This window comes from Aliisedimentitalea sp. MJ-SS2, from assembly GCF_032586155.1.
Lineage (GTDB): Bacteria > Pseudomonadota > Alphaproteobacteria > Rhodobacterales > Rhodobacteraceae > JAWHTC01.
The window spans coordinates 334,687-359,200 of the sequence record NZ_JAWHTC010000002.1; the positions used below are offsets into that span (position 1 = coordinate 334,687).

20 protein-coding genes, 1 tRNA gene and 1 pseudogene are annotated in these 24,514 nt (G+C 57.4%); 5 read left to right on the forward strand and 17 right to left on the reverse strand.

Annotated elements, in window-relative coordinates; all coding sequences use genetic code 11:
- Positions 1-6 precede the first annotated feature (6 nt).
- From RXV86_RS08115 to RXV86_RS08145, 7 genes are all read right to left on the reverse strand, one after another.
- Positions 7-804, reverse strand: coding sequence for an MBL fold metallo-hydrolase (locus tag RXV86_RS08115; RefSeq protein WP_316299001.1), 798 nt, complete (start codon positions 802-804; stop codon positions 7-9).
- On the reverse strand, positions 804-1,610 hold the full coding sequence (locus RXV86_RS08120; RefSeq protein ID WP_316299002.1) for a TatD family hydrolase: 807 nt from the start codon (positions 1,608-1,610) through the stop codon (positions 804-806). Before RXV86_RS08120 ends, RXV86_RS08115 begins: the two co-directional genes overlap by 1 nt.
- A gap of 18 nt (positions 1,611-1,628) precedes the next feature.
- Entirely contained in the window at positions 1,629-2,789 is a 1,161-nt protein-coding gene (locus RXV86_RS08125) for a DNA polymerase III subunit delta' (protein ID WP_316299003.1), read from the reverse strand.
- Positions 2,786-3,412 (reverse strand): dTMP kinase, encoded by a 627-nt coding sequence (gene tmk, locus RXV86_RS08130; protein WP_316299004.1) that lies wholly within the window; start codon positions 3,410-3,412, stop codon positions 2,786-2,788. The genes RXV86_RS08125 and tmk overlap by 4 nt, the downstream gene beginning before the upstream one ends.
- Complete coding sequence (locus RXV86_RS08135) at positions 3,409-4,578, reverse strand: D-alanyl-D-alanine carboxypeptidase family protein (RefSeq protein ID WP_316299005.1); 1,170 nt, start codon at positions 4,576-4,578, stop codon at positions 3,409-3,411. Before RXV86_RS08135 ends, tmk begins: the two co-directional genes overlap by 4 nt.
- Before the next feature lie 12 nt (positions 4,579-4,590).
- On the reverse strand, positions 4,591-5,565 hold the full coding sequence (locus RXV86_RS08140; protein ID WP_316299006.1) for an SPOR domain-containing protein: 975 nt from the start codon (positions 5,563-5,565) through the stop codon (positions 4,591-4,593).
- Between the two features lie 229 nt (positions 5,566-5,794).
- Positions 5,795-6,232, reverse strand: coding sequence for a thioesterase family protein (locus RXV86_RS08145; protein ID WP_316299007.1), 438 nt, complete (start codon positions 6,230-6,232; stop codon positions 5,795-5,797).
- 171 nt (positions 6,233-6,403) lie between these two features.
- Between RXV86_RS08145 and RXV86_RS08150 the strand changes: the two genes are divergently transcribed.
- Positions 6,404-6,493, forward strand: a tRNA-Ser gene (locus tag RXV86_RS08150).
- 431 nt (positions 6,494-6,924) lie between these two features.
- Here RXV86_RS08150 and RXV86_RS08155 read toward each other — a convergent pair.
- Together RXV86_RS08155 and RXV86_RS08160 are read right to left on the reverse strand one after the other, a co-directional pair.
- Positions 6,925-7,389, reverse strand: a complete 465-nt coding sequence (locus RXV86_RS08155) for an MAPEG family protein (RefSeq protein WP_316299008.1) — start codon at positions 7,387-7,389, stop codon at positions 6,925-6,927.
- Positions 7,390-7,552: 163 nt separating this feature from the next.
- Positions 7,553-8,254 carry a glutathione S-transferase C-terminal domain-containing protein gene (locus RXV86_RS08160; protein WP_316299009.1) on the reverse strand — a complete coding sequence of 234 codons (702 nt, stop codon included), beginning with the start codon at positions 8,252-8,254 and terminating at the stop codon, positions 7,553-7,555.
- 70 nt (positions 8,255-8,324) lie between these two features.
- Between RXV86_RS08160 and RXV86_RS08165 the strand changes: the two genes are divergently transcribed.
- A complete protein-coding gene (locus tag RXV86_RS08165; RefSeq protein ID WP_316299010.1) occupies positions 8,325-8,915 on the forward strand; it encodes a TetR/AcrR family transcriptional regulator in 591 nt (196 codons plus the stop codon).
- A 504-nt stretch (positions 8,916-9,419) separates the two neighbouring features.
- On the opposite strand, the gene RXV86_RS08170 is transcribed toward RXV86_RS08165, so the two are convergent.
- Positions 9,420-9,878, reverse strand: a complete 459-nt coding sequence (locus RXV86_RS08170; RefSeq protein WP_316299011.1) for a c-type cytochrome — start codon at positions 9,876-9,878, stop codon at positions 9,420-9,422.
- A gap of 29 nt (positions 9,879-9,907) precedes the next feature.
- Positions 9,908-10,477 (reverse strand): L,D-transpeptidase, encoded by a 570-nt coding sequence (locus tag RXV86_RS08175; RefSeq protein ID WP_316299012.1) that lies wholly within the window; start codon positions 10,475-10,477, stop codon positions 9,908-9,910.
- Between the two features lie 171 nt (positions 10,478-10,648).
- Here RXV86_RS08175 and RXV86_RS08180 point away from each other — a divergent pair, with 171 nt between their 5' ends.
- Together RXV86_RS08180 and RXV86_RS08185 are read left to right on the forward strand one after the other, a co-directional pair.
- Positions 10,649-10,954 (forward strand): DUF2933 domain-containing protein, encoded by a 306-nt coding sequence (locus tag RXV86_RS08180; protein ID WP_316299013.1) that lies wholly within the window; start codon positions 10,649-10,651, stop codon positions 10,952-10,954.
- 293 nt (positions 10,955-11,247) lie between these two features.
- Positions 11,248-11,514, forward strand: a pseudogene (locus RXV86_RS08185) (copper-binding protein); the annotation flags it as partial.
- 46 nt (positions 11,515-11,560) lie between these two features.
- Here the strand turns inward: RXV86_RS08185 and RXV86_RS08190 are convergent.
- The 3 genes from RXV86_RS08190 to RXV86_RS08200 form a co-directional block, all read right to left on the reverse strand.
- Positions 11,561-12,541, reverse strand: coding sequence for an ABC transporter transmembrane domain-containing protein (locus tag RXV86_RS08190; protein ID WP_316299014.1), 981 nt, complete (start codon positions 12,539-12,541; stop codon positions 11,561-11,563).
- A gap of 1 nt (position 12,542) precedes the next feature.
- Entirely contained in the window at positions 12,543-13,649 is a 1,107-nt protein-coding gene (locus RXV86_RS08195) for a nucleotidyltransferase family protein (RefSeq protein WP_316299015.1), read from the reverse strand.
- 282 nt (positions 13,650-13,931) lie between these two features.
- Positions 13,932-14,789 (reverse strand): 1-acyl-sn-glycerol-3-phosphate acyltransferase, encoded by an 858-nt coding sequence (locus RXV86_RS08200; protein WP_316299016.1) that lies wholly within the window; start codon positions 14,787-14,789, stop codon positions 13,932-13,934.
- A 288-nt stretch (positions 14,790-15,077) separates the two neighbouring features.
- Between RXV86_RS08200 and RXV86_RS08205 the strand changes: the two genes are divergently transcribed.
- Positions 15,078-15,995 (forward strand): bile acid:sodium symporter family protein, encoded by a 918-nt coding sequence (locus RXV86_RS08205; protein WP_316299017.1) that lies wholly within the window; start codon positions 15,078-15,080, stop codon positions 15,993-15,995.
- A gap of 176 nt (positions 15,996-16,171) precedes the next feature.
- On the opposite strand, the gene RXV86_RS08210 is transcribed toward RXV86_RS08205, so the two are convergent.
- The 3 genes from RXV86_RS08210 to RXV86_RS08220 all read right to left on the reverse strand — a co-directional run bounded on the left by RXV86_RS08210 (position 16,172) and on the right by RXV86_RS08220 (position 24,346).
- A complete protein-coding gene (locus tag RXV86_RS08210) occupies positions 16,172-19,933 on the reverse strand; it encodes an Ig-like domain-containing protein (RefSeq protein ID WP_316299018.1) in 3,762 nt (1,253 codons plus the stop codon).
- A 275-nt stretch (positions 19,934-20,208) separates the two neighbouring features.
- A complete protein-coding gene (locus RXV86_RS08215; protein WP_316299019.1) occupies positions 20,209-21,861 on the reverse strand; it encodes a N,N-dimethylformamidase beta subunit family domain-containing protein in 1,653 nt (550 codons plus the stop codon).
- A 4-nt stretch (positions 21,862-21,865) separates the two neighbouring features.
- Positions 21,866-24,346 carry a CoA transferase gene (locus tag RXV86_RS08220; protein ID WP_316299020.1) on the reverse strand — a complete coding sequence of 827 codons (2,481 nt, stop codon included), beginning with the start codon at positions 24,344-24,346 and terminating at the stop codon, positions 21,866-21,868.
- Between the last annotated feature and the right edge of the window lie 168 nt (positions 24,347-24,514).

The following is a 24,514-nucleotide window of genomic DNA, read 5'->3' on the forward strand; positions in this document are numbered from 1 at the left end:
ACCCGCTCATAACGGATAGCTCAGCACCATCCCGTCAAAGGCGGGGGTGATGTACTCAGGCGTTTCAGCCTTGAGCGTCGCATAATCCAGATCGATATGCATGTTGGTCAGAACGGCACGTTTCGGCGCCGCCCGTTCAATCCATTCCAGTGACTGTTCTAGGTGTGAATGAGTCGGGTGTGGCGTGCGGCGCAACGTGTCCAGAATCCAGCAATCCAGCCCTTGTACCGCCGCCCAGGCTTCATCCGTCATCGTCGCCACGTCCGGCAAGTAGGCCAGATCACCTACGCGGAAACCCAGTGCATCAATCGACCCGTGCCCCACCTTGAACGGGGTCAGAACAATCTCACCGCCCTCTCCGCTCACCGTCACATCACCTTTAATCGTGTGCATGTTCAGGATCGGTGGATAAGGACTGTCCTCGGGCTGTATGAAAGCATAGCCAAAGCGCGAAAACAGGTCGTTCTGCGTATCCCCATCGGCCCAGACGTCCAGCCGACTGCGCATGTTGAACACGATCATCCGCAGGTCATCCAAACCGTGCACATGATCTGCGTGGCTGTGGGTCCAGACCACCCCGTCCAGTCTACCAACTTCGGCATCCAAAAGCTGCGAACGCAGATCGGGCGACGTATCGATCAACACTCGCGTTGTGCCCGCATCTGTGATCCGCTCGATCAGCATCGAACAGCGGCGGCGGCGGTTCTTCGGGTTCTCCGGGTCGCAATCGCCCCAATGGCCGCCCAGTCGCGGCACGCCTCCGGACGACCCGGTTCCCAGAAGGGTAAAGCGCATCTCTGCCATCACGCCGCCGCCTTGTACTGCGCAACCTTCGAAAACAACCGTTCGAAATTTGCCTCGGTCTGGGCGGCGAAACCGGCGTAATCCATGCCGTAAAGCTCGGCCCCGACCTTCGCGGTATGCACCGTATAGGCCGGTTCATTGCGCTTTCCACGATACGGTGGTGGGGCAAGGTACGGGCTGTCGGTTTCGACCAACACTCGCTCGACCGGCGCCGTAGAAAAGATATCCCGCACCTCCTGGCTTTTTGGAAAGGCCGCGATCCCGGACATCGACAGGTAAAACCCAAGCTCTAGTGCCACCTGGGCCAGTTCAGGCCCGGACGAGTAGCAATGCATCACGCAGGAAAAGTTACCCTTGGCATGCTCCTCGCTCAGGATCCGAGCCATATCCTCATCCGCTGCGCGGCTATGAATGATTAGCGGCAACCCGGTCTCTCGGGCTGCCGCAATGTGAATGCGCAGACTTTCCTGCTGAACTCCGGCGCTTTCACCGGTGTAATGGTAATCCAGCCCGGTCTCGCCGATGCCGACGAACTTGGGGTGTGACGCCAGCGCCACCAACTCGTCCAGCTTCGCCATCGGTTCATCCGCGGCACTCATCGGGTGAGTCCCCGCTGCATAGAAAACCCGATCATGCGCCTCGGCAATCGTCCTTACCTGCGGCTCAAGCCGCAACCGTGTGCAGATCGTCACCATCCGCCTGACCCCTGCTTGCGCAGCGCGCGCAACGATCTCATCCAACTGTCCCTCGAAATCGGGGAAATCCAAGTGACAATGGCTGTCGGTGATCAATGGCGTGTCGGTCATCATGCCCCTTTTCGGGCCTCAACCCGCGGCGGTGTCTCGTATCTTCAAAATCGTATCAAGGATCAGCGCGGCAGGGTCAAGGTTCACCGCCCGTCCATGGCGTATCCGCCCGCCCAGTTTCTCAGCCAGCTCGGCCCAGCGCCGCGCCACTTGTGCATTGGGCGCAACCCGGGCAAAAAGAGCCGCTTCACCCCCCGCACCTTCCTGTGCCTCGGCATGGCCCAGCGCTCCGGCCCGAGCCATTCGCGCAAGGAAAATCTCGATCAACGCAATCAGAAGGTCGAGCTTTTCTTCGGCCCCGCGCGTCGCCACCGCCTCGGCCAGCTTCAGCGCGCGGCTCCGGTCCAGTTTCGGCAGATCACCTAAAAGACCCACCAATTCTGCGTATATCTCCAATCCTCCCAGATTGATCAGCCGCACAGCTTCACCCACCGATCCGCCCGACAAGGCCGCCAGCCCCTCTTGTTGGCCCGGCTCCACTGCAACGTCCGCCTGTTCCAGGGCCGCCGCCATATTCGCTGGAGACAAGGGCGACAGGCGCAATTCGCGACAGCGCGACCGGATAGTCGGCAGCAATCTGGATGGTTGGTGCGCGACCAACAGCATGGTCGTCTTGGCTGGCGGTTCCTCCAACATCTTCAAAAGAGCGTTGGCCGCCTGCACGTTCATTTCGTCAGCGGCATCCACAATCACCACCCGCCGCCCGCCCTCGGTGGCTGACAGGGACAGGAACGGCGTCAACTCGCGGATTTCCGAAATCCGGATATCCTTAGAAAACTTGCCGTCGCGCAGGTTCTTTTCCCGGTCAGAGTCCGTGCTCCCTGCCCCGCCACGCCGGATCACCTTCAACCCCGGGTCAGACCCGGCCATGATCCGCCGCGCCACAAGGTGTTCCAGATCGATCTTCAGCGATATCGGCTTAGATGGTGCATCACCAAACAGGCCGCCATCGTCATCCCCGTCCGGTGTCGCCAGAAGAAACCGCGCAATGGACCAGCCCAGCGTCGCCTTGCCGACGCCGCGTGGGCCAGTGAGCAACCAGGCATGATGCAACCGTCCCGAATTGAACGCATCCAAAAACGCAGCCTCGGCGGCGTCCTGCCCAATCAAACGCTTGGTTTCGCGCGGGTGCGGCGCCCCCTCGACCTTGTCCGGTTCCGGGTGCTCAGTCACGCTCATGCCAGGTGCTCCAGAACTGCCTTGGCCACATCTTCGGCCACTGCGCCCATGTCACGGCCTGCATCTATCAGGTGAAACCGGTCGGAAAACTCCTTTGCCAGCGCCAGGAACCCCTGCCTCATCTGCTCCTGCAGACCAGCCCCGAAATCCTCGAACCGTTCCTCGGCGGTACCACGCCCCTTGGCGCGGGCATGGCCTACACCCGGGTCCATATCGAAAAGCAGCGTCAGATCAGCCTCGACACCGATCATCAGGTTATGCAGCGCATCAACCTTCGCCCTCAGATTGCCCCGGCTCAGCCCTTGATACATCCGTGTACTGTCAACAAAACGGTCACAGATCACCACCCTACCGGCCTCGAGCGCGGGCCAGATGGTACGTTCCAGATGATCTCGCCGCGCTGCGGTAAACAGAAGCAGTTCGGTTTCCGCCGACCATCGGTCGGGGTCGCCTTCCAGCACCAGCGCGCGAATTTCCTCGGCACCCGGCGACCCACCCGGCTCGCGGGTCAGAACAACGTCATACCCACGCGCTTCCAGCACTTCGGCCAGCATCCTTGCCTGGGTGGACTTGCCCGACCCATCAATGCCTTCCAGCGTGATAAATCTGCCCTTGGCGCTCAAAACGCACCCTCGGGGCCCTGGTTCAACCGCTCCAACAGAATACCTGACACGGTTTTCATCCGCACCAAGAAGCCACCACGCTCTACTGCGTTCGCCGCCACCAGCGGCACCCGCATCTCTTCCAGTCCCACGGGTTTTAGAACCAACTCAGCTAGTGGAGCCCCCTCCTTGATCGGGGCTCGCACAGGGCTGTCATAGATAATCTCGCCCTTGATCTTGCCGCCTGTGGCCGCAGGGACCAGTGCACTAATATCCGCGTTCGCCACAAGCCCGACTTTTGACGCATTGCCCATCCAGACATCGGCCTCGGCTAGGACCTTGCCCTTTTCGATCACCTTCTTCTGGGCAAACTGGCGAAAGGCCCAGTTGACGATTGCCTCGGCCTCGCGCGCCCTCGCCGACGAGGTATCAAGCCCCGAGATTACGAAGATCACCCGCCGATCTCCCTGCACCGCCGAACCGACAATACCATAGCCAGCTTCGCTGGTGTGCCCGGTTTTGAGCCCATCTGCGCCAATCCCCAAGCCCAAAAGCGGGTTGCGGTTGCGGGTGTTCTGCGGCGCACGGCCGTCAAACTTGAACTCTTTTTCCGCAAACATCGGATAGTATTGCGGGAAGTCCGTGATCAACCGATTGGCCAGGAGCGCCAGATCACGCATGCTCATCCTATGCCCTGCTGCGGGCCAGCCGTTCGAGTTGGCAAATGTCGAATTAGTCATGCCGATCTGCTGCGCACGCTGGGTCATGAACCGGGCAAACCCGGCCTCGGTCCCATCCGGGCTCAGCGCCTCGGCGATCACCGCGCAGGCATCATTGCCCGACAACACAATGATCCCGCGGATCAGATCCTCGACCAGTACACGGTCAGTAGTATCGAGAAACATTGTCGAGCCGCCATAGTTCATCGCGTGTTTCGACACCGGCAGCTTCTCTGACATAGACAGCCGCCCGTCACGAATAGCCTCGAAGGCCACAAAAAGCGTCATCAGCTTGCTCATCGAAGCAGGCGGTAGAGGCTTGTCTGCATTCTTTGTCAAAAGCACTGTGCCGGTGGTCTGGTCCACAACATAGGCCGCTCTTGCGCGGGTCTCGAAGGCGCTTGCTGGCAGGGCAAACAGGATCGCGGCCAAAAGGCCGGTGAAAATCCGGGCAGACAGGTGATGCATCGCGACTCAGGCTCAGTTTGTTACGAAATATGCGTCAGTAAAGCCTGATGCCTTGACCTTTTTCAACAGTTCGCCGCGTTCCGCGCTGGTATTCGCCGGTCCGACCAGAACCCGCCAATAAGGCTTGCCCTTGATCTTCTGCTTTTTCACCGTCGGGACCATGCCTGCCTGGCTCATCGCCACACCGGTGTTACTTGCGTTCTTCTCCACACTGAAAATCCCGATCTGGATGAAGGGTTTCGCAAGCCCGCTGGGTTTCGGCGTGGCCTTGGCTGCTGTCGCTACCACCGGTTGCGGTTTCAGCGCGGTCAGCGGGGCTTCGGTCACAATAGCACTTGCCGGTGTAGCCTCAGCTTTCGCCTTCTTGCTGAACAGCTTCCATTTCTTTTTCTCGGGCGCCGCCTGTGTCTCAGACGCCGCTTGCGATGCTGGCGTCGCATTTTCGGCCTGGTCGATTGCCGCCGCCGCGCTCGCAATTGGATCAAGCGGCTTGGCTTCGATTTCCGCCGGAGCATCCAGTGTTTCTGCAGTGGCTTCCTGTACGGGCGGCTCCTCGGCCACAGCTTCGCGGCGCAGTGCCACAACGTCAAGCTTCATCGGCTGCCCCGCCAGCATGCCAAGCGCATCGGCGGCATCCGATGACACTTGCAGCCTCGGCCCGGGGTTTTCCCGTTCACGGCGAAACAGCGCGCCGACAACGAACTTGCCCGAGGCATCGTTGCGAATGATCACCCGTTCTGGTTCGTTGACATCCGGGTGCGCCACCCAAACCCCGCCAAGCGACGGGCGCCCATCCCATAAACCGGCCTCCTTGGCTTGGAATACCTCAGGTGCCTCGACATCTCGTTCGACGGTCTTGCCGCCCAGCCCGGGCATCTTTGCGCGCGTCACCGCGTCTTCAGCACTCGATTGTTTCTTGAACAAATCGCCAAACTGGCCGCCTTCGCTGCATGCCGTCAGCGTCGCCACCAAGGTGACCGCCAACATACTACGGCCCAAAGCGCCGAAGGGGGTTTTTCGGAATCCTTCGAAATTCATGCCCATTCCTCTGCCCGTTCGCGCCCAGTTTTTGCGGGCGTCTGGTTGAATTGCCTCAAGCGCAAACCCGTTTTTGGGCTGCTTTTGGCTCACCCTAGCGGCTTGCGGCCTTCAAGAAAAGACTGCGAAAGGGAATCGGCGGGAATTCGTGTGTTTTTCGCCCATCCGGTTGTTATTGTCACACATCAACCAGGCATTGTTCCACGATTTTCCGGATATCTGGCGGCGCCGGTTGCGAACGGAACGTGCTGGCGACAGTGAAAACACAGACAAACCGGCCCTCGAAACACAAGATCCCGTCCTGGCACCCGTCGACACGAAACGTGATAGACCGATCACCCAGAGCCGTTGGCACCACCTTGCAGATCAGTCTATGGCGCGGCGTGATCGGGCTGCGGAAATCCAGGCTCATGTGGACAAAGGGCGTGCCGACATCGCGGTCAAGTTCCATCTGGTACCAACCATCCCCGCCCAGCACATCTTCCCACCAGCCATTGATCGCATCCAGCGCCCACCAAGGAATGCGAGCTGTATAGGCAATCCTGGCCGGGTCGCAATCGCCCCAAGTGACCCGAATCTCGTGCTCGTATACCGGTTTTTCTGTCGCTGTTTGCATTGCTCTACTCTGCTTGTTTTGACGCGCCATTTCACCGCCCCTTCTGCCTAGGTCAACCCCACCTGCACAGGGTCTGGCCACAGAACATACCGAACCACTCACCCTATTTCCGGAATTTCGGTAAAAGACATGCTTTTCCTCGGCGACAAAACCCATTAGTCACATCGCACCGGAGGAGTGGCAGAGTGGTCGAATGCACCGGTCTTGAAAACCGGCGAGGGTTAACGCCCTCCGTGGGTTCGAATCCCACCTCCTCCGCCACCATACCAAGATAACACTTTGTTTTTACTCGATAATTTACCCCATAACGCCAGCAACCCTAACCTTTTCCCTATCTTGAGCCAACGCGTGAGTGTCCTATCAGCATATTACGCCTGGTAATTGTTTAGCATTTAAATGCATCTTCCAAGTATTGCGATACTGTACCCATCATGGCCAAGGCAGTTATCAATCACGAGTAGCGGACTTTTGTGCAGATGGTAGCGAATGACCGGTTTGAGCCCAATCTGTTCATTGGTAATTCGTGCAGCATTTGTCACGAAGGGCGGAAGTGGACTTTCTCTGCAACTGTGAGCCAGCCATGCCGCGACAGTGGAAGCCGACATTCAGGCTGCCATGAAGCGGAAGGCTCTCTGCGCCGCCACAGGTCGGTTTGAGAATGAGGGGGCCACTCTTGAATCTAGTGTCTCCGATTACAGGACCGCGACCCAAAGCACGTGAACCGCCATATAGATAACGGTAAGAGACGCTATAGTGTAAAAAGTCGCCCTGACTTCGTGCGTTTTCTTGGTCGAATAGGCCCAGAAATGCGCAAACCGAGCCGCAACAAAGCCGAACATCATCGTTTGCGCCAGCCACAATGCTGGGTTTACAGCAACAAACAACAAACCCGCGATCAAAAAGGCCGGAATATTTTCAAGATCATTGCGGTGCATTCTGCGTGATCGGTCGACATAGTCATTAACCTCCAGCTGGGATGGGTCAGGGCTTTTGTTGATCAATCCCTTTTGAATATCTTCTGGGCTGGCAAGGCCAGAATTGCTTTTCAGCATACGGTAGACTGTCATCCAGCCCTGCAGCATTATTTTCAGAACCATGAGCGCTGCAGCGATTACATACACTTCGAAGATCGGGTTTTCCAAGTTCAGCAGAGTCATTGTTTTCTCCCTTATTGCAGGTTCAATTGGAAGGTGCGCAGCGTCTGCGCAATTGGGTCGATGGGAATAAAGCCGTTACTTTGAGGCTTATGAGCTGTCTCGTTGACAGGTTCGTAGGTTGGATAAAAAAAAACATAGCTAGCCTGAGGCAACACATGCCCGGTCACAGTCGGCACAATTCGTAAATGGAGTCGCACCAGCGGCGCAGCACAGCGGATGATTTTACATATTCGGCGACGGGGGTTCGCATCGGCCAATACCGCAAAGGCGCAACTTGTCCAAAGACGCTGAGGTCCGCAATTGATGGGTGTTCACCGCCAATAAACCGATATTGTTCAACGAGTTCGGAAAGTTTATCGAGTTTGGCGCGTCCACAGGCTTCGATCTTTTCCTGGCCAAATGCTGTGAAACCACAATCATCCAGATATTTGCGGAGTCTGTGGCGAAGTTTGTTCTTTTGGACTGAAGCAATTGCCGAAGGTTGCCCGGCCACAACGGCTTCGAAACCGGGAACGCCTACGGGATGTATAAGCATTTCGTATTCCATGACCTTGTGGAACTGGTCTTCGAATGCTGTTTTCAGCCTTTGAGTGGTTTCATGCTGGCTTTCATCGGGTCTGTGGCCGCAGGGGATATCGTATTGGTTCGCCAGAAAAGCAATTATTGCATCGGTTTCGCCAACCGCCTCACCATTTACTTCTACCCAAGGGCTGTTGCCGGTGGGCGAATTTTCCACGCTGCTGTGAACAATCTGGCGATAAGGGATTCTGTGAAGGTTCAACCAAGCCAGAAGCTTTACCGCGAACGGACAGGCAGACGGCAGCCCCCATGCAGGTGGATATGTGAACACAGTTAAATCAGACATGATTGCCTTCTTGCTTACCAACGGTAAGTGACGTTAACTTACCATTGGTAAAGAGAGCAAGAAAAAAATTATGGCTGATACTGATACCCGTGAACGCATTCTGGAAGTCGCACGTCAATTGTTGGCAGAAGGAGGGGTGCGTGCCGTTACCTTTGACGGAATTGCCCGCAAAATTGGCCATTCAAAACAGGCCGTTCTCTATTGGTACCCAAACAAACGGGCCTTGCTAACGGGGCTGCTGTTCCCATGGTTCGATGTTGAAGTGAATTGTGCATTGGACGCAATTGCGGAAGAAACTGATCGAAAAAAGGTGATCCAGAATTTTGTCCATGCGATTGCGTCGTTCCATCTACAGGATATTGAGCGCTTTCGTATGATGTATATGCTGCCGCAGATTGAAACATCGCAAATGGCAACTGAACTTCTGAAGCCCGATATGAGACTGCATGAGGTTACGGATCTACTTTACGGCAGGCTCGCGGCCAAGCTTGGAGGCACATCGAAAGAAAGCCGCCTGGAAGCGTTCAATCTTCATGCCTCGGTACTAGGCTTGATGACAATGATCTCGTTGACCGAGGCAGTGAACGATCCACTGAAACACGCCCATGAAGACTTGGTCGAGAACCTAGCACACCAGTTAAGCTCTCAGGCTGGAAACTAGAACGGTTTTTAACAAGACCTTCAGATGACAGCTTGCCGCAACTAAAATGCTGAGTGATGCGCAAACTGCAGGAAAGCAAACGCTGTGATGGGGCATGTGATCGACTGACGAGCGGCAGCTACCGGCAGTGGGGTCGCACCCTTGCCGAACACGAATAACGCATGAGAAGGGTAAAATAACTGTGCTGTTGCAGCGAATGGCAGGTTCGACTGGCCGCACCGCAGCATCGAACCTGCATGGTCGAAGTCCGGTAGCGGGCGACACGTGCCTGCGCTTTCCTTCTGGCGGTGACAAAACAGTCTAGCCCAGGATGGCAATGGCCAGAAATTCCATCGGTGCTTGCTTCGTGCTCATTCTGGTGCGAAAGCTCGTGTTCTGTGGCGCCAACAACGTTGGTATCGGAATGCACTCGCACCGATTCCGGTAGCGCCAGGAAAATGGCTAGTGACGTGATCGCTAGAACGCGACATAGAAGGCCCGCAAATTTTCCGCGCGGACCGCACATCAATTGATCCCGTTCTCCCGCTGAAGCTCACGCACGTAGCGCGCAATTAATTTCACGTCGCCCTGTGTCAAACCCTCGACCGGGGGCACGTTGCCGAATTTCCAATGATGCGCGCGCACGCCGCTTTTTGCCGCGCGAATGAAAGACGTGTCCGAGTGGTGACTCGGTTCGTAAATCTTGTGAACCAATGGCGGCGCGACACCGTTTTGACCAGCGGCGTTTTCACCATGGCACGCTGCGCACTTTGCCTCGAAGGCTCGCTTGCCAATTTCCGCTTTAGCCGAAAGAACGGCTGGTAAGCGGACCTCAACGATTGGGTCCCCTTCGGCGATCCTGCTCGTGTCCGGCGGCACCATAGAATGGCCTTGGCTTGCTGGTGCGGGTTGCAGAAACTGCCAGGCTACCATCACCAATCCAGCCAAAAAAAACCCGCCAACGAATAAACTTGATTTGCTCATTTTATTCCCGCCATTTCGGCCTCAATTTCTCAGATCAGTTTTACCTGGGTGCCGATCGGTGCGCGCTCATACACTTCTTCAATCTGCTCGTTGAAGAGACCGATGCATCCATTAGATGATCGGCGCCCAATCTTGCGTGTGTCTTGTGTTCCGTGGATTCGGTAGAATTGCCACGACAAATAAAGCGCACGCGTTCCAGGTGGATTATTTGGTTCGCCGCCTTGAATATACGCTGGCCACTCGGGGTTCCGCTCGCGCATCAACGGGGTTGGTGCCCAACCTGGGTTCATACGTTTTTCAACGACTTTGGTATAGCCACGTTTCGTCAATTCGTCCGTCAATGGCACGGAAGTCGGATAAATTAGCATCTCCCCGTCTGGGGTCCAGTGCTGCAGGACTTTGGTGGTTGTGTCGGATAGCAGAATACCCTTGCCCAAATTGTCGAAGTGGTCCTTCCAGTCATGCAGCACAAACGAAGAGATATTGCGACGAACGGCCTCGTCTTCCTGCGCTCGCAATATCGCGGGCGTCGTCAGGAACGCCGACACTCCAATAAAGAGTTTTCGTCTGTCGATTTCGTTTTTTCGGTTGTTGCCCATTCCATGCCTCCAACTAATGGATTCATCCAGTCGGTTATCGGATGTTTGTCTGCCGGAAGAACGTCCCACATCAACCTGACAAGGCAGTGATATTTGTATCGAAATGTATCCTTGACCTTACCGCATGAGAGGCCCGCAAATGAGTGCAAAGTCAAATCCTGCGAGGAATCGATGAGCGAGAAGACAAATACGACCGGACCAGGTCAATTCAAACTCATGCACTACGGAATGATGGCGTGTTGCGCCATCATGCTCATGCCAATTGCCGGCTACTTCGTTGCTGGCGGTACACTTGGCGGGCTGTGGAGCAACTCGGCCGCATTCCTTCCGCTCCTGTTCTGCGTCGGAGCACATTTCTTGATGCACAAGATGATGGGAAAGTCCTGTCACCGGGCTTCGGAGGATAAAAAACCGACAAAGACGATTCCACTGCTCACGGACCAACGGGTGGAAGATACGCAGCGCCAAGTCCTTTGATTTGAAGGGGCATTGGCGCTGCATTCTGGTCGGTTCGCTGGGGATTGTGATCACAGGGTGTACTCCAAGCCCCAACGTATGTGTAAAACCGGGTGGCGCGGCGTTTGCTTCCACGAGCGCGGCGCTGGCCATGCCGAAAGGATGCAGGATCGTTGGACCAACTTCTGGCACCGTACAGTCGATAATTTGTGAAAACGGGCGCCAGGGATTTATCCTCTCTGATGTCCAAATTGGCCCTTTGGTACCACCCGAATAAAGGTTCGGACTATGAAACTCAGGAATGCACGGCGAAGATGTTTTCTCTTCGAAAAATAGTATTGGCCTTGGCGATTGGTCTGTGGCTTGGCGGCCCCGTTCCAAATGTCGCCAGGGCCAAGTCCTCCGACGAGATATCGGTACCTGCTGTGAGCGCCAAGCTGATCACGGTACAGAATGCCGTTGCCAAGGAGGCCGCCACTATTTCGGCAGGATTGGACCTTGTTCTTGGCGACGGATGGAAAACCTACTGGCGTTCAGCGGGCGAAGTTGGGCTTCCGCCGCAAGTCGATTGGAGTGGTTCGAAGAACGTTGCAAATCTCGAGATTCTCTGGCCGGCACCGACGCGCTTTACTGCCTTCGGGATCGAAAATGCCGCCCTTGGCCTGCCGGCGAACGCCCCATCACCGCACGCATGCGCGCCAGCGTCCCACGTGCCGATTGCACTTGGCCATAAAGGTTTGACAACTCCGCCACCGGTCGGGTCAGAAGTGCAGCATACAGCAGAAAACGGATCAGCTCAGCTGTATCCAATTGCCCGGTCTGCAACCTCTGACTGGACAGAAACACCAAGATCACCGCGGCCGCCCCGGCCGTGAAACCGATGACCGGGTCCATCGCCGCATAAATTCGGTTCTCGCGCAGGCGCAAACCCATCGCCCGATCCACCTGGCCAAGATACCGGTCAGCCTCGACCTTCTCGCGGGCGAAGCTCTTGATTGCCGGCAGCATCTCAAGGCTCTCTTCGGCCAACGCCACGACGTCAGCCTCGGCCATTTGCACGTCCTGGGCCAACCCCCGCAATCTCCGGCCGACAATCTTGAGGATCAGGTAGAAGCCCGGCACCAGAATTGGCACCAATGCCGCTAACAGCGGGTCGATGCGGAACATCAGCACGATCGCGCCCAGCGCCGTCAACGAAAGTGGCACAGCGGATACCAACGTGCCGCTTAAAAAATTGCTCAAGCGGGCAACTTCATAAGTCATCAGGGCAAGCGTGTCGCCTTGTCGATGATCCTGGTGGTAGCTCAAGGGCAGATGCTGCAAGTGGTCAAAGACCTGGACACGCAGATCAGACAGCAACCGCAGCGCCACCCCACCCGACAACCAACTAACCACAAAGCGCAATCCTGTGATCAGAGCAAGCACCGCAAGAATTGTCGCCAATAACTCCAGCCTGGCGTTCCCCTGCATCTGCACATCACTGGCCAGCCTTGCGACAAGCCACGGCACAAACAGCGTGATGCCCGAATTGATCAGCATCAGCGCCGCCACAAGCATCAGCAGTCCCCGATAAGGCCGGGCATAGGTCAGTAGGGCACGCAATTCCACCTTAACGCCTCAGGAAATCAATGATCCGGCGCGCGTAAAGCCGCCACAGCAACGCCCCCTTCATATCTGGATATTTCTGTTCCATGAAGCCGCGAGGTGGAAAAACATTCTGCCGCAGGAACCGTATCTTCGCCCACACCCCTGGCAGGGCCTTGAAATTCTGCATCGCCTGTTGCGTCGCATTCGCCTGCAATAGATACTGCTCCGTCGGAGAACCCTTCGTCTGGTCGTTCAATGCGTCAATCACATCTCCAGGTATCTTACACCCCAGCCGAACCTGCGCGATGTTCAAACCATCTAGGCACACCGCTGCCGCTCCGAGCGCAGCGGCCTTGTCCACAAGTCGCGCCCATTCTGCCTGATCAAGCGCCTCTGCCAACAGAAAAATGTCCTCAGCCCAGATCAAACGATCACCCCCAAAAAACCGGACACCGTTCACCATGTACGGGCTGCTGACATGCTTTGCACGATGAAGGCAGGCAAAGATAAGGGCATCCACCCGGCTCATTCTCCTGGCATGAGGGGACAGCGCCTCAAGCAACTGCGCCTCACCCCATAGATCGTCGAACGGGACAATTCCACGCAGCGCCCGGGCGTTCATGATCGACCAGTGCAGATCAATCGAATGGGTCGTTTCCCCCACATGTTTGGTCCACTCTTCCTGGGATTTCAGGTCGTCGGACAGGTTCATGCCGACGGGCTGGCCGAACCCTTGCGCGTTCAGAACATCCCGCGCTACTGCCAGCTCCTCGGGATCAATCAGCAGATCACTATCCCAACGCGCCCGTGACGCAGGTTCGTCGTAAAGGTCATAGGCCAGGGCGGTCCCCTTCAGGACCAGAACCCGCAGACCGCGCGCAGACATGGCTTCTAGCAGATCCGACAAAACCGCGCGATGACGCAACTCCCACATTGCCTGGCCACGGGCTTGCTGTCTGAGCGGTTCGAGAACCTCTTCGGGCCATTCCTTCTGCCCAAGCAGCAGCCCTGCGATACCACCGTATAGTGCCCTCTCGACGCATTTGTCGGCGTCGATCGTATCATCCCAGACCACCGGCCCGCCGAGTGCCCGGGCCAGAAACCCGTCGATGCCTTGAGAAGGTTTCATTTCTGGCGCCGTTTTCTTCTGAGTTCGGATGCGGAGTTATCACCGATGCTGCCCGGTGTTGTCTGAGGCCAGCATGCAGCAAGTAGAAAGGAAATCAACTTGGTCTTCGACGTTAACCAAACGAACCTGGCTCTGCCACGTTAAAACCAGGCCACGTGCATCCTGCGCACAATCGCACCGGTTCGCCGCCGAGCAACGCACCTATTAAGGGTAAGCTGGCGAATGCTGGAAACCGTTGTGTTCCGGGGCAAAACCGGGGTCTGCGTGCTAAGTGACCGACACTCAGGCCACCGTTTCTCTGTAAAGCCCTGGAACCAAGTTTTCGGCCAACTCTTGAAGGTCTTCAGGCGCCGTCCCCGGCGGCTGCAGTGGCCCGTAATATACGTCATAGCTGCCGCCCAGCTTGGCGAACAACTCCGACGCATATCTCAATGACGCCACCGTACGCCCGAAATCGTCGTTCCCGCCGCTCAGCAGGCGGGCCAGTTTTCGGGTTCGGTAGTAGTGTCGAGAGTTGCGCAGATTGACCGAGGCCGGCACGATCGGTGCCTTGCTTGCGGCAGACATCCGTGTGATGCCGGTGCGCCAGGGCGGTTCAACCAGCAAACCATCGGACATACCGGCGACACGGCCCGACCCGAACACCAACAAGGCGCCCCCCGCATCCAGCTGCTCCTGCATCCCGGCACGCGTCCGTCGTGCTGCAAGAACATTGTCATTTCGGTCAAGGTCCACCGCGATGATACGCTCAGGTCCCAGAAACCGTTCGGATTCACGGTTGGCGACGACCTTTAGATCGGGGCGGTGTTGCAAAAGAGCGCCCGCATGAGCAATGAAATCAAATGTGCCGACCGGGTGAGTTGCTCCGATCACGACAGACCCTTGGGTAGGAATGTTGTCCATCCCGTGTGTAGTGATCTGGGTACCGCCATTTCTTGCCAGCAACGCCTGCACAAGGTCCGGCCCGGTGCGACCATCAAGGTCAATCAACACCTTCTCGGTTTCGCGCAATGCGAAAAAAGCCTGCCCGGTTACGGCACGGTTGAGCATGTCCAGCGCACCCATCGACAACCGCAGAGCTTTGAGCCGAAAATCAGCACCTTCCGGCACACGCAACCGCGCACGCAGAAGCTCGTCCATCGGGTTTTCTTTTTCACGACCGGTCAAGATATGCCCTGGGTAAGAAGCGCCTGTTCGGCTAACGCTATCATGCCTTTTGACTCTCCGCACCCTATCCGCGCAACCGGAGAATGTCGCTCCCCGTCTCTGACGACAAGACCAGGCGCGCAAGACACAACACCAGGCCGTTCTGGAAGGCAACCGGGTGGAATTCTTTATAAAAGCTGCGCGCATGGACTATGATGCCCGCAGGACACGTTTGCGCAGTTTTCCAACCCGGCAAACCGGAAGGTTAAAAGAAGGGACATCATGAACACTCCTGCTCCCGCTGGCATTGACGAGGTGATGCTGAATTTTTCACCCACAAGCCTGCAGATCCTGAATGCCGTCCTTGCGGTGGTCATGTTCTCGATTGCAATTGACCTGAAACCGGACGACTTCAAGAAACTGGTGCGCGCACCCAGGCCGCTGCTGACGGGGCTGTTTTCGCAATTCATAGTCTTGCCGGTTCTGACCTTCTGCATGATCCTGATAACCCAGCCACAGCCATCCATCGCCCTTGGTTTGATACTTGTCGCGGCATGCCCTGGTGGTAATATCTCCAACTTCATAACCCACCGTGCTGGCGGCAATTCCGCACTGTCGGTGTCGATGACCGCGTTCGCCACTGTCGGTGCCATCGTGCTCACGCCCTTCAACATTGCCCTTTGGGGCAGCCTCTATGCCCCGACCCGGGAAATCCTGCGAAAAACCTCGATCGACCCGGTATCGGTGGCAATCACTGTCGGCGTCATGTTGGTGTTGCCCCTAATCCTTGGTGTGGCTCTGAACACAAAACGGCCGGACATCACCGCAAGGATGCGCACCCCGATGCAGTATCTTTCGATGGGGATTTTCGTGGCGTTCGTCGTGCTGGCCTTGGCGGCAAACTGGGCATTGTTCCTGCAATTCGCCGGAGCGGTCGCGGCCTTGGTGCTCTTGCACAACGCCCTGGCGTTCAGCGGCGGCTATGCAACAGCCTCGCTGATGCGGCTCTCGGCGTTCGACCGCCGCGCCATCATGATCGAAACCGGCATTCAAAACTCCGGCCTTGGGCTGATCCTGATCTTCGGGTTCTTCAGCGGGTTGGGCGGCATGGCAGTGGTGGCTGCATTCTGGGGCATTTGGCACGCGATCTCCGGGATCGTTCTTGCGGGTTATCTGGCGCGGACCAGAGTTGCCCACTGATCACTCAGCCAGCATTGAATCTGCACAACACCGCGTTGGAAACCGACGGATAAGATGATGGATCGGTGTCGTGGTTTTTGCCCTGCCTAGATTGCCACATAACTCCAAAATCGGAGCGGCCATCGAACCAACAGGTTCCATGGCCGCCACGCTTGGTTAAACTTCGTCAATTCCAATCAAATCGTGATCAGAATGTCGTCGATAACAACCGCCGTCCCGTCATCGGTGGTGATGCCTACAGCATATACGCCGTCGAAGCTGGTGATGTCGTCCGCTCCGGGTGCGTCGTCGGCGAAATCCACCGCGTTGAAGTCCAACACCTCGGCCCCATCGGACGCATTGATCGTGAACTCGAAACTGTCGACTTCAACCAACGTATAGTAGTAGTCGCTGTTGGTCGGGAAAAACGGATTTGGATCGCCTTCAACAATATCGATGGTGTAAAGCGTGATGGTAACTGTCACGTTGTCGGCACCAACGACGTTGAGCGACAAGCCATCAAGGTTGAAAGACGTGCCGATCCCGTCGGGCAGTAACGTCGGCAGATCCGGATCCAGACCAGGGGCCAGAGTTGCATAGAACAGCCCCTGATCTCCGATACCAAAGCTCGTGCCGGGCCCGGTGAAACCAAAGGTTTCATCCACTACGGTTTCAATAACCTGTTCGCCGCGCTCATCGAGCACCGGCGCACCGGTTTCATCGAACACCGGAACATCAATCTCGGAATAAGTGCCGACCAGAACGTTGTCGCCGCCAACTGTGGTTTGCCCACCTATGATCCCTGCTGAGTTGTCACCGTCACGACCATCACCGGCGGTCAGTTCATCGGTTTCGATCACAGTGGCGCTACCATAGAAGGTAAACCCTTCATATGCTGTGACGTCGATCGTTGCTCCGCTGTCGCTCGAAAACGGTTCGAAATCCAACGCAACGGTTTCCGCACCGGTCCCGTCTTCGGGATTGACGTAGTTGTAGGTCACTTCACCGGACGTGGTGTCAGTACCATCGGAAACTGAGTATTGCAGCGTTCCGATCAGGCTTTCGCCATCGGCCAAACCCAGATCGGCCAGCGTGATTGTGACAATTCCCGTCGCTTCATCAAACGAATACGGGGCGGTGATTGGCACCCCGTCCTCGGAATACCCGATCACGAAAGCATCCACTGTAATGGTCAGCGGATCGCCATCGGGATCCGACACCAACGCGCTAAGATCGATTTCAAGCGTGGTGGTGCCCGGGTCATCAACAATTACATCCTGAATGATTTCGTTGCCGGGTCCGGGAATTGGTGTCGGAATGCTTTGTGCCACAGGTGGGGTGTTGCCCGCGCCCGGCGTATCACCGGCAATCTCAAGCGAAACAGTGCTCGAAGAGCTTTCACCCGCAGCGTCTTCAACCGTGAAGCTGATGGAGATGACCTCAAGATCACCTTCTTCCAGGAAGAATTGGGTCAGGTCGATAATAACGTCTCCGCCTTCACCAGTGTTGACGGCCCCTGTGAACTCGACATCGCGGGTGATCCCATACTGATCGACCCAGGTCATGCTGGTGATGGTCAGTTCGTCACCAATATCCGGGTCGGTTGCCAGGTCACTGAAGGGGATGCTGACAATCCCATCAGCTTCATCCAGCCCGGTCAGGTCTACAACATGCGCCGTCGGCGCCGAGTTACCGGCCGGAGTCGGCTCATTCAGCCCGTTGATCGTCACCGTCAGCACGCCAGTGTCGGAGTTGTTGGTGGCTCCGCTGTCGTCGGAAACCCCGAACGTGAACGCCGTCACGACGGATTCGCCCGTTCCCAGCCCAATTCCATCGGGCGAGCCAAATCCCCCGGACGTCAGGTCGTCGGGATTGATCGAAATCAGCCCGTTGCCTATCACGGTAAACGGGATCGGCAGCACGTCGCGCGACTGGGTGATGTTGGTGAAGAACAAGTTGTCGGTCAGATCCGGGTCCGTCACGTAATCATTCAAGTCGATAACAATGTTTTGGCCGTTCACTTCGTTGAAGATGTCAGCGACCGCGCCGGCCTGAGGTGCATCGTTTTGGCCTGTCACAGTGACCGTTACTGTCGCCGTTGAGGTACCGCCATTGCCGTCATCCACTGTATAAGTGAAAGTGTCCGTCGCGCTTTCCCCATCGGCCAGATGGTCAAACTGGCCGTCCGGATCATAGCTGAAGGTCCCATCGCCATTGTTGGAAACTCGTCCGGATGTCCCTGTGGTATCGACCGAGAACGTGTGTGTGTCCGACGCGTCGATATCGGAAAAATCGGCACTGATGGAAGCAATCGGGCCGTCTTCGCTGACGGTGGCCGCGACATCGTTAGCAACCGGATCATCATTGGCGCCGGTGATCGTCACCGTCACCGTCGCTGTATCTGTCCCACCATTGCCATCGTCCACGGTATAGCTGAACGTGTCGGTTGCCGTTTCTCCGACAGCGAGCGATTCAAACTGACCGTTTGGATCATAGCTGAACGTGCCGTCGCCGTTATTCGTTACGATGCCCAACGTGCCGGTGTCATCAACCGAGATGGTATGTGTATCCGATGCATCGACATCCGAGTAATCAGCATTGATCACCACACCCGGCCCGTCTTCGCTGGCTGTTGCGGCTACGTCGTTCGCTTCGGGATCATCGTTGGCGCCGGTTACCGTCACCGTCACCGTGGCCGTATCTGTCCCACCATTGCCGTCATCCACGGTATAGCTGAACGTGTCGGTCGCGCTTTCTCCGTCGGCAAGCGATTCAAACTGGCCATTCGGGTCATAGCTGAACGTACCGTCGCCGTTTTCGGTCACGCTACCCAACGTTCCCGTGTCATCAACCGAGAAGGTGTGGGTATCGGACGCATCGACGTCCGAATAATCGGCGTTGATCACCACACCCGGGCCGTCTTCGCCAGCTGTTGCGGTCACGTCATTTGCTTCGGGATCATCGTTGACCCCCGTGATCGTCACGTCGAATGTCTGGGTGAAGGTTGCACCATGCTCGTCCGTGCTGGTCACGGTCACGGTTTCCGTAACCGATTCACCTGCTGCCAGCCATTGGTAGCCATCACCCGGGTTAAACTGGACCGAGAAGTCCGTCGCCGAACCAAGCCCGGTCGTTCCTGGAGCCGGGCCGCCGACGATCGAAATTGAGTTCGCCACAGTCGCGTTCACCGCATTGGTACTGGTCACCGAGAGTGTCGGTGTGGTCACGGCATCACCGTCAAAATCAACCACTGTCATGGTAAAGGTCGAACTGTTGTCCTCATCCGTCGTGGCAAGAGGGGTCTGAACGACGGGCGCGTTGTTGGCCTGCGACGTCAGATCAAGCGTGTAGTCACCGAACTGAAGGAAGAAGACCTCGTCATTGACTGTGTCGGTACCTTCGTCGCCGTCGCCCGTGTTCTGGTCATCGATGATCAGATCGGTTCCCGATTGTGAAATCGTGAAATCGCCAATGCTGCCGGCAAAAGCCGCCACATCCTGTCCTGAGCCGCCGATAATGGTATCATCACCTTCGCCGCCAGTAACCGTGTCATGGCCGCTTGCCGCATCGATCAGATCGTTTCCGGACCCCGCAGTGATAACATCATCACCGCTGCCACCGTCGATCGTATCGTTTCCGGTACCGCCGTCGATCGTGTCGTGACCGCTGCCACCGTCAAGATCGTCGGCACCGTCATTGCCCTCGATATCGTCGTTGCCGCTGCCGCCATCGACCGTATCATTACCGTCGCCACCGCTGATCGTGTCATTGCCGAAGACACCATCGATCGAATCGTCGCCTTCGTTTCCATCAATCACGTCGCCGTCTTTGCCGCCATCAAGCGTGTCGTTTCCGGTCAACCCCTGGATGGTGTCAACGCCATCGCCGCCACTAATATCGTCATCGCCTGCCGTTCCGATAAGCAGGTCGTCGTTTTTTGTACCGTTGATTGTCGCCATGAGTGTGGCCCCCTGAAATGATCTCTAATTTGAAAACTGGAATCGCAAAAAACTTAAAAAACACGGGCATTGTATCACAAAACGCCCGCTATAGGTGCGCCGAAAATAGAGTTTTCTCGGTTTTCAGGACGTAATGCCAATCGGCGTCCATCTAAGAACTTACTTTTCAACGTGTTTTTCGAACTGGGATATGGCCGCAACCCGCTATCTCGACGCGCCGTCCAAAACGCTTCAAATGAGCCGATAGCCTTGAGTCTTTTGGTTCGGAGTTGCCTTTACTGACTTGAGCCTGACACACCGTCGAACCCGCCACCAAAGCGATCAAGAACGTTGCGGGTGATCTGCTCGACCTGGGGGTCGCCATGGATCAGCCCCGCCACCCATTCACAGGTGGCCGCGGTAAACACTTCGCCTTTATCGCGCGTCCACGAGATGATCATCCCGTTTCCGCGCTGACAGGCATCAAGCGTCTCCTCCGTCACCTCGCCATGAAGCACTTGCGCCTTGAAGGCCGCATCCGCCGAGCCGATGTAAAGTGTCTCTCCCCAGACTCCGTGATTGTCCTCGATATTTGTGGCAAGGCCCATCGCCAGTATGTTGATCTCCGGCACGGCCCCGTCTGAACAAGTTGGATACGGCAAACCGTCTTCGAAACGGAAGTCCAGCCCGTCCACCTCATACCCAAAAATCCGCGCGTCCCGGCCCAATACGTCTCCGTACCCGACATTCGCACCGTCAAAGGCCCAATGCTCGGGGCGATAGACCGTAAAGCCGCCAGCACCGCCGCCAACGCAATTCCCAAGCCCCGCATAGACCCCGCGCAAGGCGTTGACTCCAAAGGTCAGAGCACCGGGGCGGTCGACCGGCGCAACTTCCCAAGCGCCGGACACAAGATGCTGATCTGTGGTGCCCATCAGCGGGTCCTGGTCGGCGATATACTTGTAACAGACCTGTCTGCGCCCTTGGTCTTCAATCCGCGTTTGCCACAGGAAATTTCCGGCAAATCGCGCGACCTTGCCACCGCCTTTAACATACCCATCTACCGCGTCGCGCATCTCGGCGCTCCAGTATTCATCATGACCGACGAAAACCGCGCAGGCATAACGCTTCAGCAGGTCCGGATCGGTGTGCAGATCGTGCAGTGCGATCACATCGAACTCATAACCTTCGCCTTCGGCCCAGCGGGCGAAGTGACGCTCATAGCTGGCCCATCCGGCCGAAGCGTATTTTTTGGAATAGCCATAGGCATAAGCCCATTCCATATACGGGTAACGCACCATTTCCCCCGGCACCGGAGGCTCTTTTTTCAGGGCCCGGGGCGCACCCTTTGGCAATTTGCAGAAGCCGCGCGTCCACGGACGCTGGGTGGAAAGAACCGGTGAAAACGCATTGCCATCTGGTCCGGTGATCCCCTCGTAATGGTTCGACCCGCCCCAGCAGTTGTACGCGAGCCAGGTCCCCGTCGCGCAGACCATAACATAGGGTGGTGTGATGTCGGCGGCACTGCGTAGCAGGAAAACGTGGTGTTCCTCGACCACATCTTCGCCGCGCCGCGCCCGCAATGTCACCAGGTATCCGCCAGGGGCCCAGTCCTCGGGGATGGTGAATTCGTACCCCACGGGCCAGTTGCAGCCACTAACCGAACAATCTTCGGGTGTCTCATGATGCTGGCCCGGCAGGCCACTTCTGCGATGAACCTCCTGGTAAACCAACCCGTCGCGGCCGATCTCCACTTCCCATTCCGATGCCGTGGTTGAAACGTGCAGAGCCACCCGGTCACCCGGCACATAACTCATCTCGGATGTGTATCCCCATATCTCCAATACCGCATCGTCGCGGGCCGGACCGATATAGTAATGATCGAGAATATGGCGCGCCCGGGCGCGGCTCCGAGGGGTGATCGCGGGGCCTGGGCCGTCCTGTGTCATGTTCTCACTCCGGTAGGTATCTGTCCGACCAGCGCTCGCCTGCCGCGCCCTTGTCTATCATGGTCTGGATTTCACCTTTGGAAAAGCCCAGCCGCGTCAGGATCACCCGAGTATCAGCACCGTATTTCGGTGCGGGTTCCGGGATGGAAATGGTTGCAGTGGCCGGGCGCACCGCATTTGGTGCCACAAGATCAACCCAGCGCCCCATCGGGTGACGGTCATGGCGAACCACACGAAATGTCGCCGTGCTGATATCAATCTCGCCCGCGCTTTCCCGCTGCAACGCCTGATCGCGGGTTTCATGAAGCGAGCCCAACCGCACGATACCCACCGACGTGCCCGAATAAGCCTGCGCCCAATCATCCACCGGTCTGGTTGCGAAACGTTCAGCGAGCTTTCCCACCAGTTCCGCCTCATCCACACCTGCCAGATCAGCAAGCGCGCCCACCATCGCCAAGGCCTTGTACTTCAAAGTCGGCGCGGCAAAGAACATCCAGCCGTCTGCCGCTTTATAGCAGTGATAAAAAGGTCCCCAACCGCGCACTTCACGTCCTGCAGGTTCATCAAACGGTTCGCGCCCGTCGAAATCGTACATGAACTGCGCCTGAATCATCTCGCCCGCCGCCGCAAGCGAGGCCCGCGCGATGCCCCCCGCGCCCGTCGCCCGCAATTGCTCCAGCGCTCCGCCCAGGGCCACACAGGCGCAATAGCCGGTCAGTACGTCAATCGTTCCGAAATGGGCGTGTTCCTCAGGTGTCTCCGGCCCGCCGCCAAAGCGGGTCATCACCCCTGTTGCCGCCTGGGCCAGATCGTCATACCCCAGGTGATCTGACTTGGGCCCGCGCACTGGGCCGCCGAACGCGTCAAGCTGTACGAGAATCAGGCGCGGGTTGATCGAATTCAACCGATCTTCGGTAAGCCCGAGCGCGTCCCGTTGTTGATCCGTGCCGTTTATGGTGATCACATCAGCCTCGGCCACCAGTCGCCAAAAGACCTCGCGCCCGTCTTCATTACGCAGATCCAGCAGGATGCTGTCCTTGCCCCGCTGGGCATGCAGTCCGAAAACCACAGCATTCCAGGGATCTACCGAGGGTAAAACCGGTTGAACCAGCGTGACTGTCGCACCGAAACGCGCAAGCGTAGAGCCCACGGTCGGCCCTGCGATCACGTTGGTCAGGTCAAGCACCCTAAGCCCGTCCAGCCAACCGCCTTGCTTGCTTGTCCCGGACACCGTACGGGGCGGCTCGGCCAAGACGGCCTCCAGCGCAACTCGCATTTCATCCGGCTCGGGCCCTGCAACCTTGTCCATTGCGCCAACATCACCGCAAAGCCAGGCCAGGTTGCCCATCTGTCGCATAATCCCATAGCGCGGATCATCCAGCTGGATCACCAACCCCGAGGCCAGTGCGTCCTTGTCGGCAAGCCATTCGCGCGTGCTGCGCTGCGCCGTGGCCGGCGCCTTCGCCACACCAAACAGCGCCTCCCATTCATGGGCGGGACGGGTTAGGAACGCTGCCTTCATTGCATCCGACACCCGTTTCCGGTCGCGCGCGCCCACTGGATAGCTTCGCAACGACCAGTCATCAGGCCACGCCGACCTGTCAGAATAAACATCGAAATCCGGCAGCTCAGCTAAAAGATGCCCAAGCCCCAGCACCTCCAGAACCCTCTGCGGGTGGTTCACAATCGAACAGGCCACAACGTAGAACCCGCGCCCGTCCGCGCATTCGTAGGTGCGATAAAACGGGTCAAGGAATTCCGAAAGCTCGGCAAAGCTCAGATCATTGGGCAGGCCCTCACCGGCCCGACGTTCCAGCTCGATCTCGCGCGGGGATTTGTAGCGCTCCGGATATCTCTCAATTTGCTCGCAATTATAGACCAACCCTTCCAACAGAGCCGAGGCCAGCGGCACCTCGATATGTTCACCACCCATGCGGTCGCGGGCCGCCAGGGCAAAAAGGACCGACATCGCGCCGAACGTCGCCCCATAGGCCGAAGCCAGACCAAGCGGTGTAAAGGACGGGTTGATCCCCATCAGACGCCGGTTCAGCCCCATGTCGGTGAACTGCCCGGTGCGCGAAGCAATCACCGCCTCCCACGCGGCAAGGTCGGGGAATTCCGGGTCGGTCGAGGCAAACCCCGGCAAGGACACCGAGATAATCCCGGGATGCGCCGTGCGGAGGTCCTTGGGCCCAAGACCCAAACGCTCCATCACACCCGGTCGGAAGTTTTCGATCACCACATCCGCGCGGCGCACAAGCTCCAGCGCTGTTTCCCGTCCAGCCCGGGTTTTCAGGTCCAATGTCAGCGCCCGCTTGCCACGTGACAGCATATCGAAAGCCGGATCAAGCCACCTTGGCCCTCCCGGCGGGTCGATTCTGATCACCTCGGCCCCCAGATCAGCAAGCATCATGCCAACCAAAGGACCCGCTAGATACTGTCCGAAATCAAGCACACGCAGGTGGGATAATGGTCTGTTTTGCATCTGACTTCCCTGGTTCGGCAAAGCGGCATGACGTCACCCTAACCACCTCCCGCAGGTTGCGGACACCAGGAAAGCGTCATGTTTTTGTCGCAACTGGCCTGGCTTATGCTCTCCCCGACACGGTCCCCCGATAGCCATCGGTACGCAGATCATCCGTCCGGGGAGCGC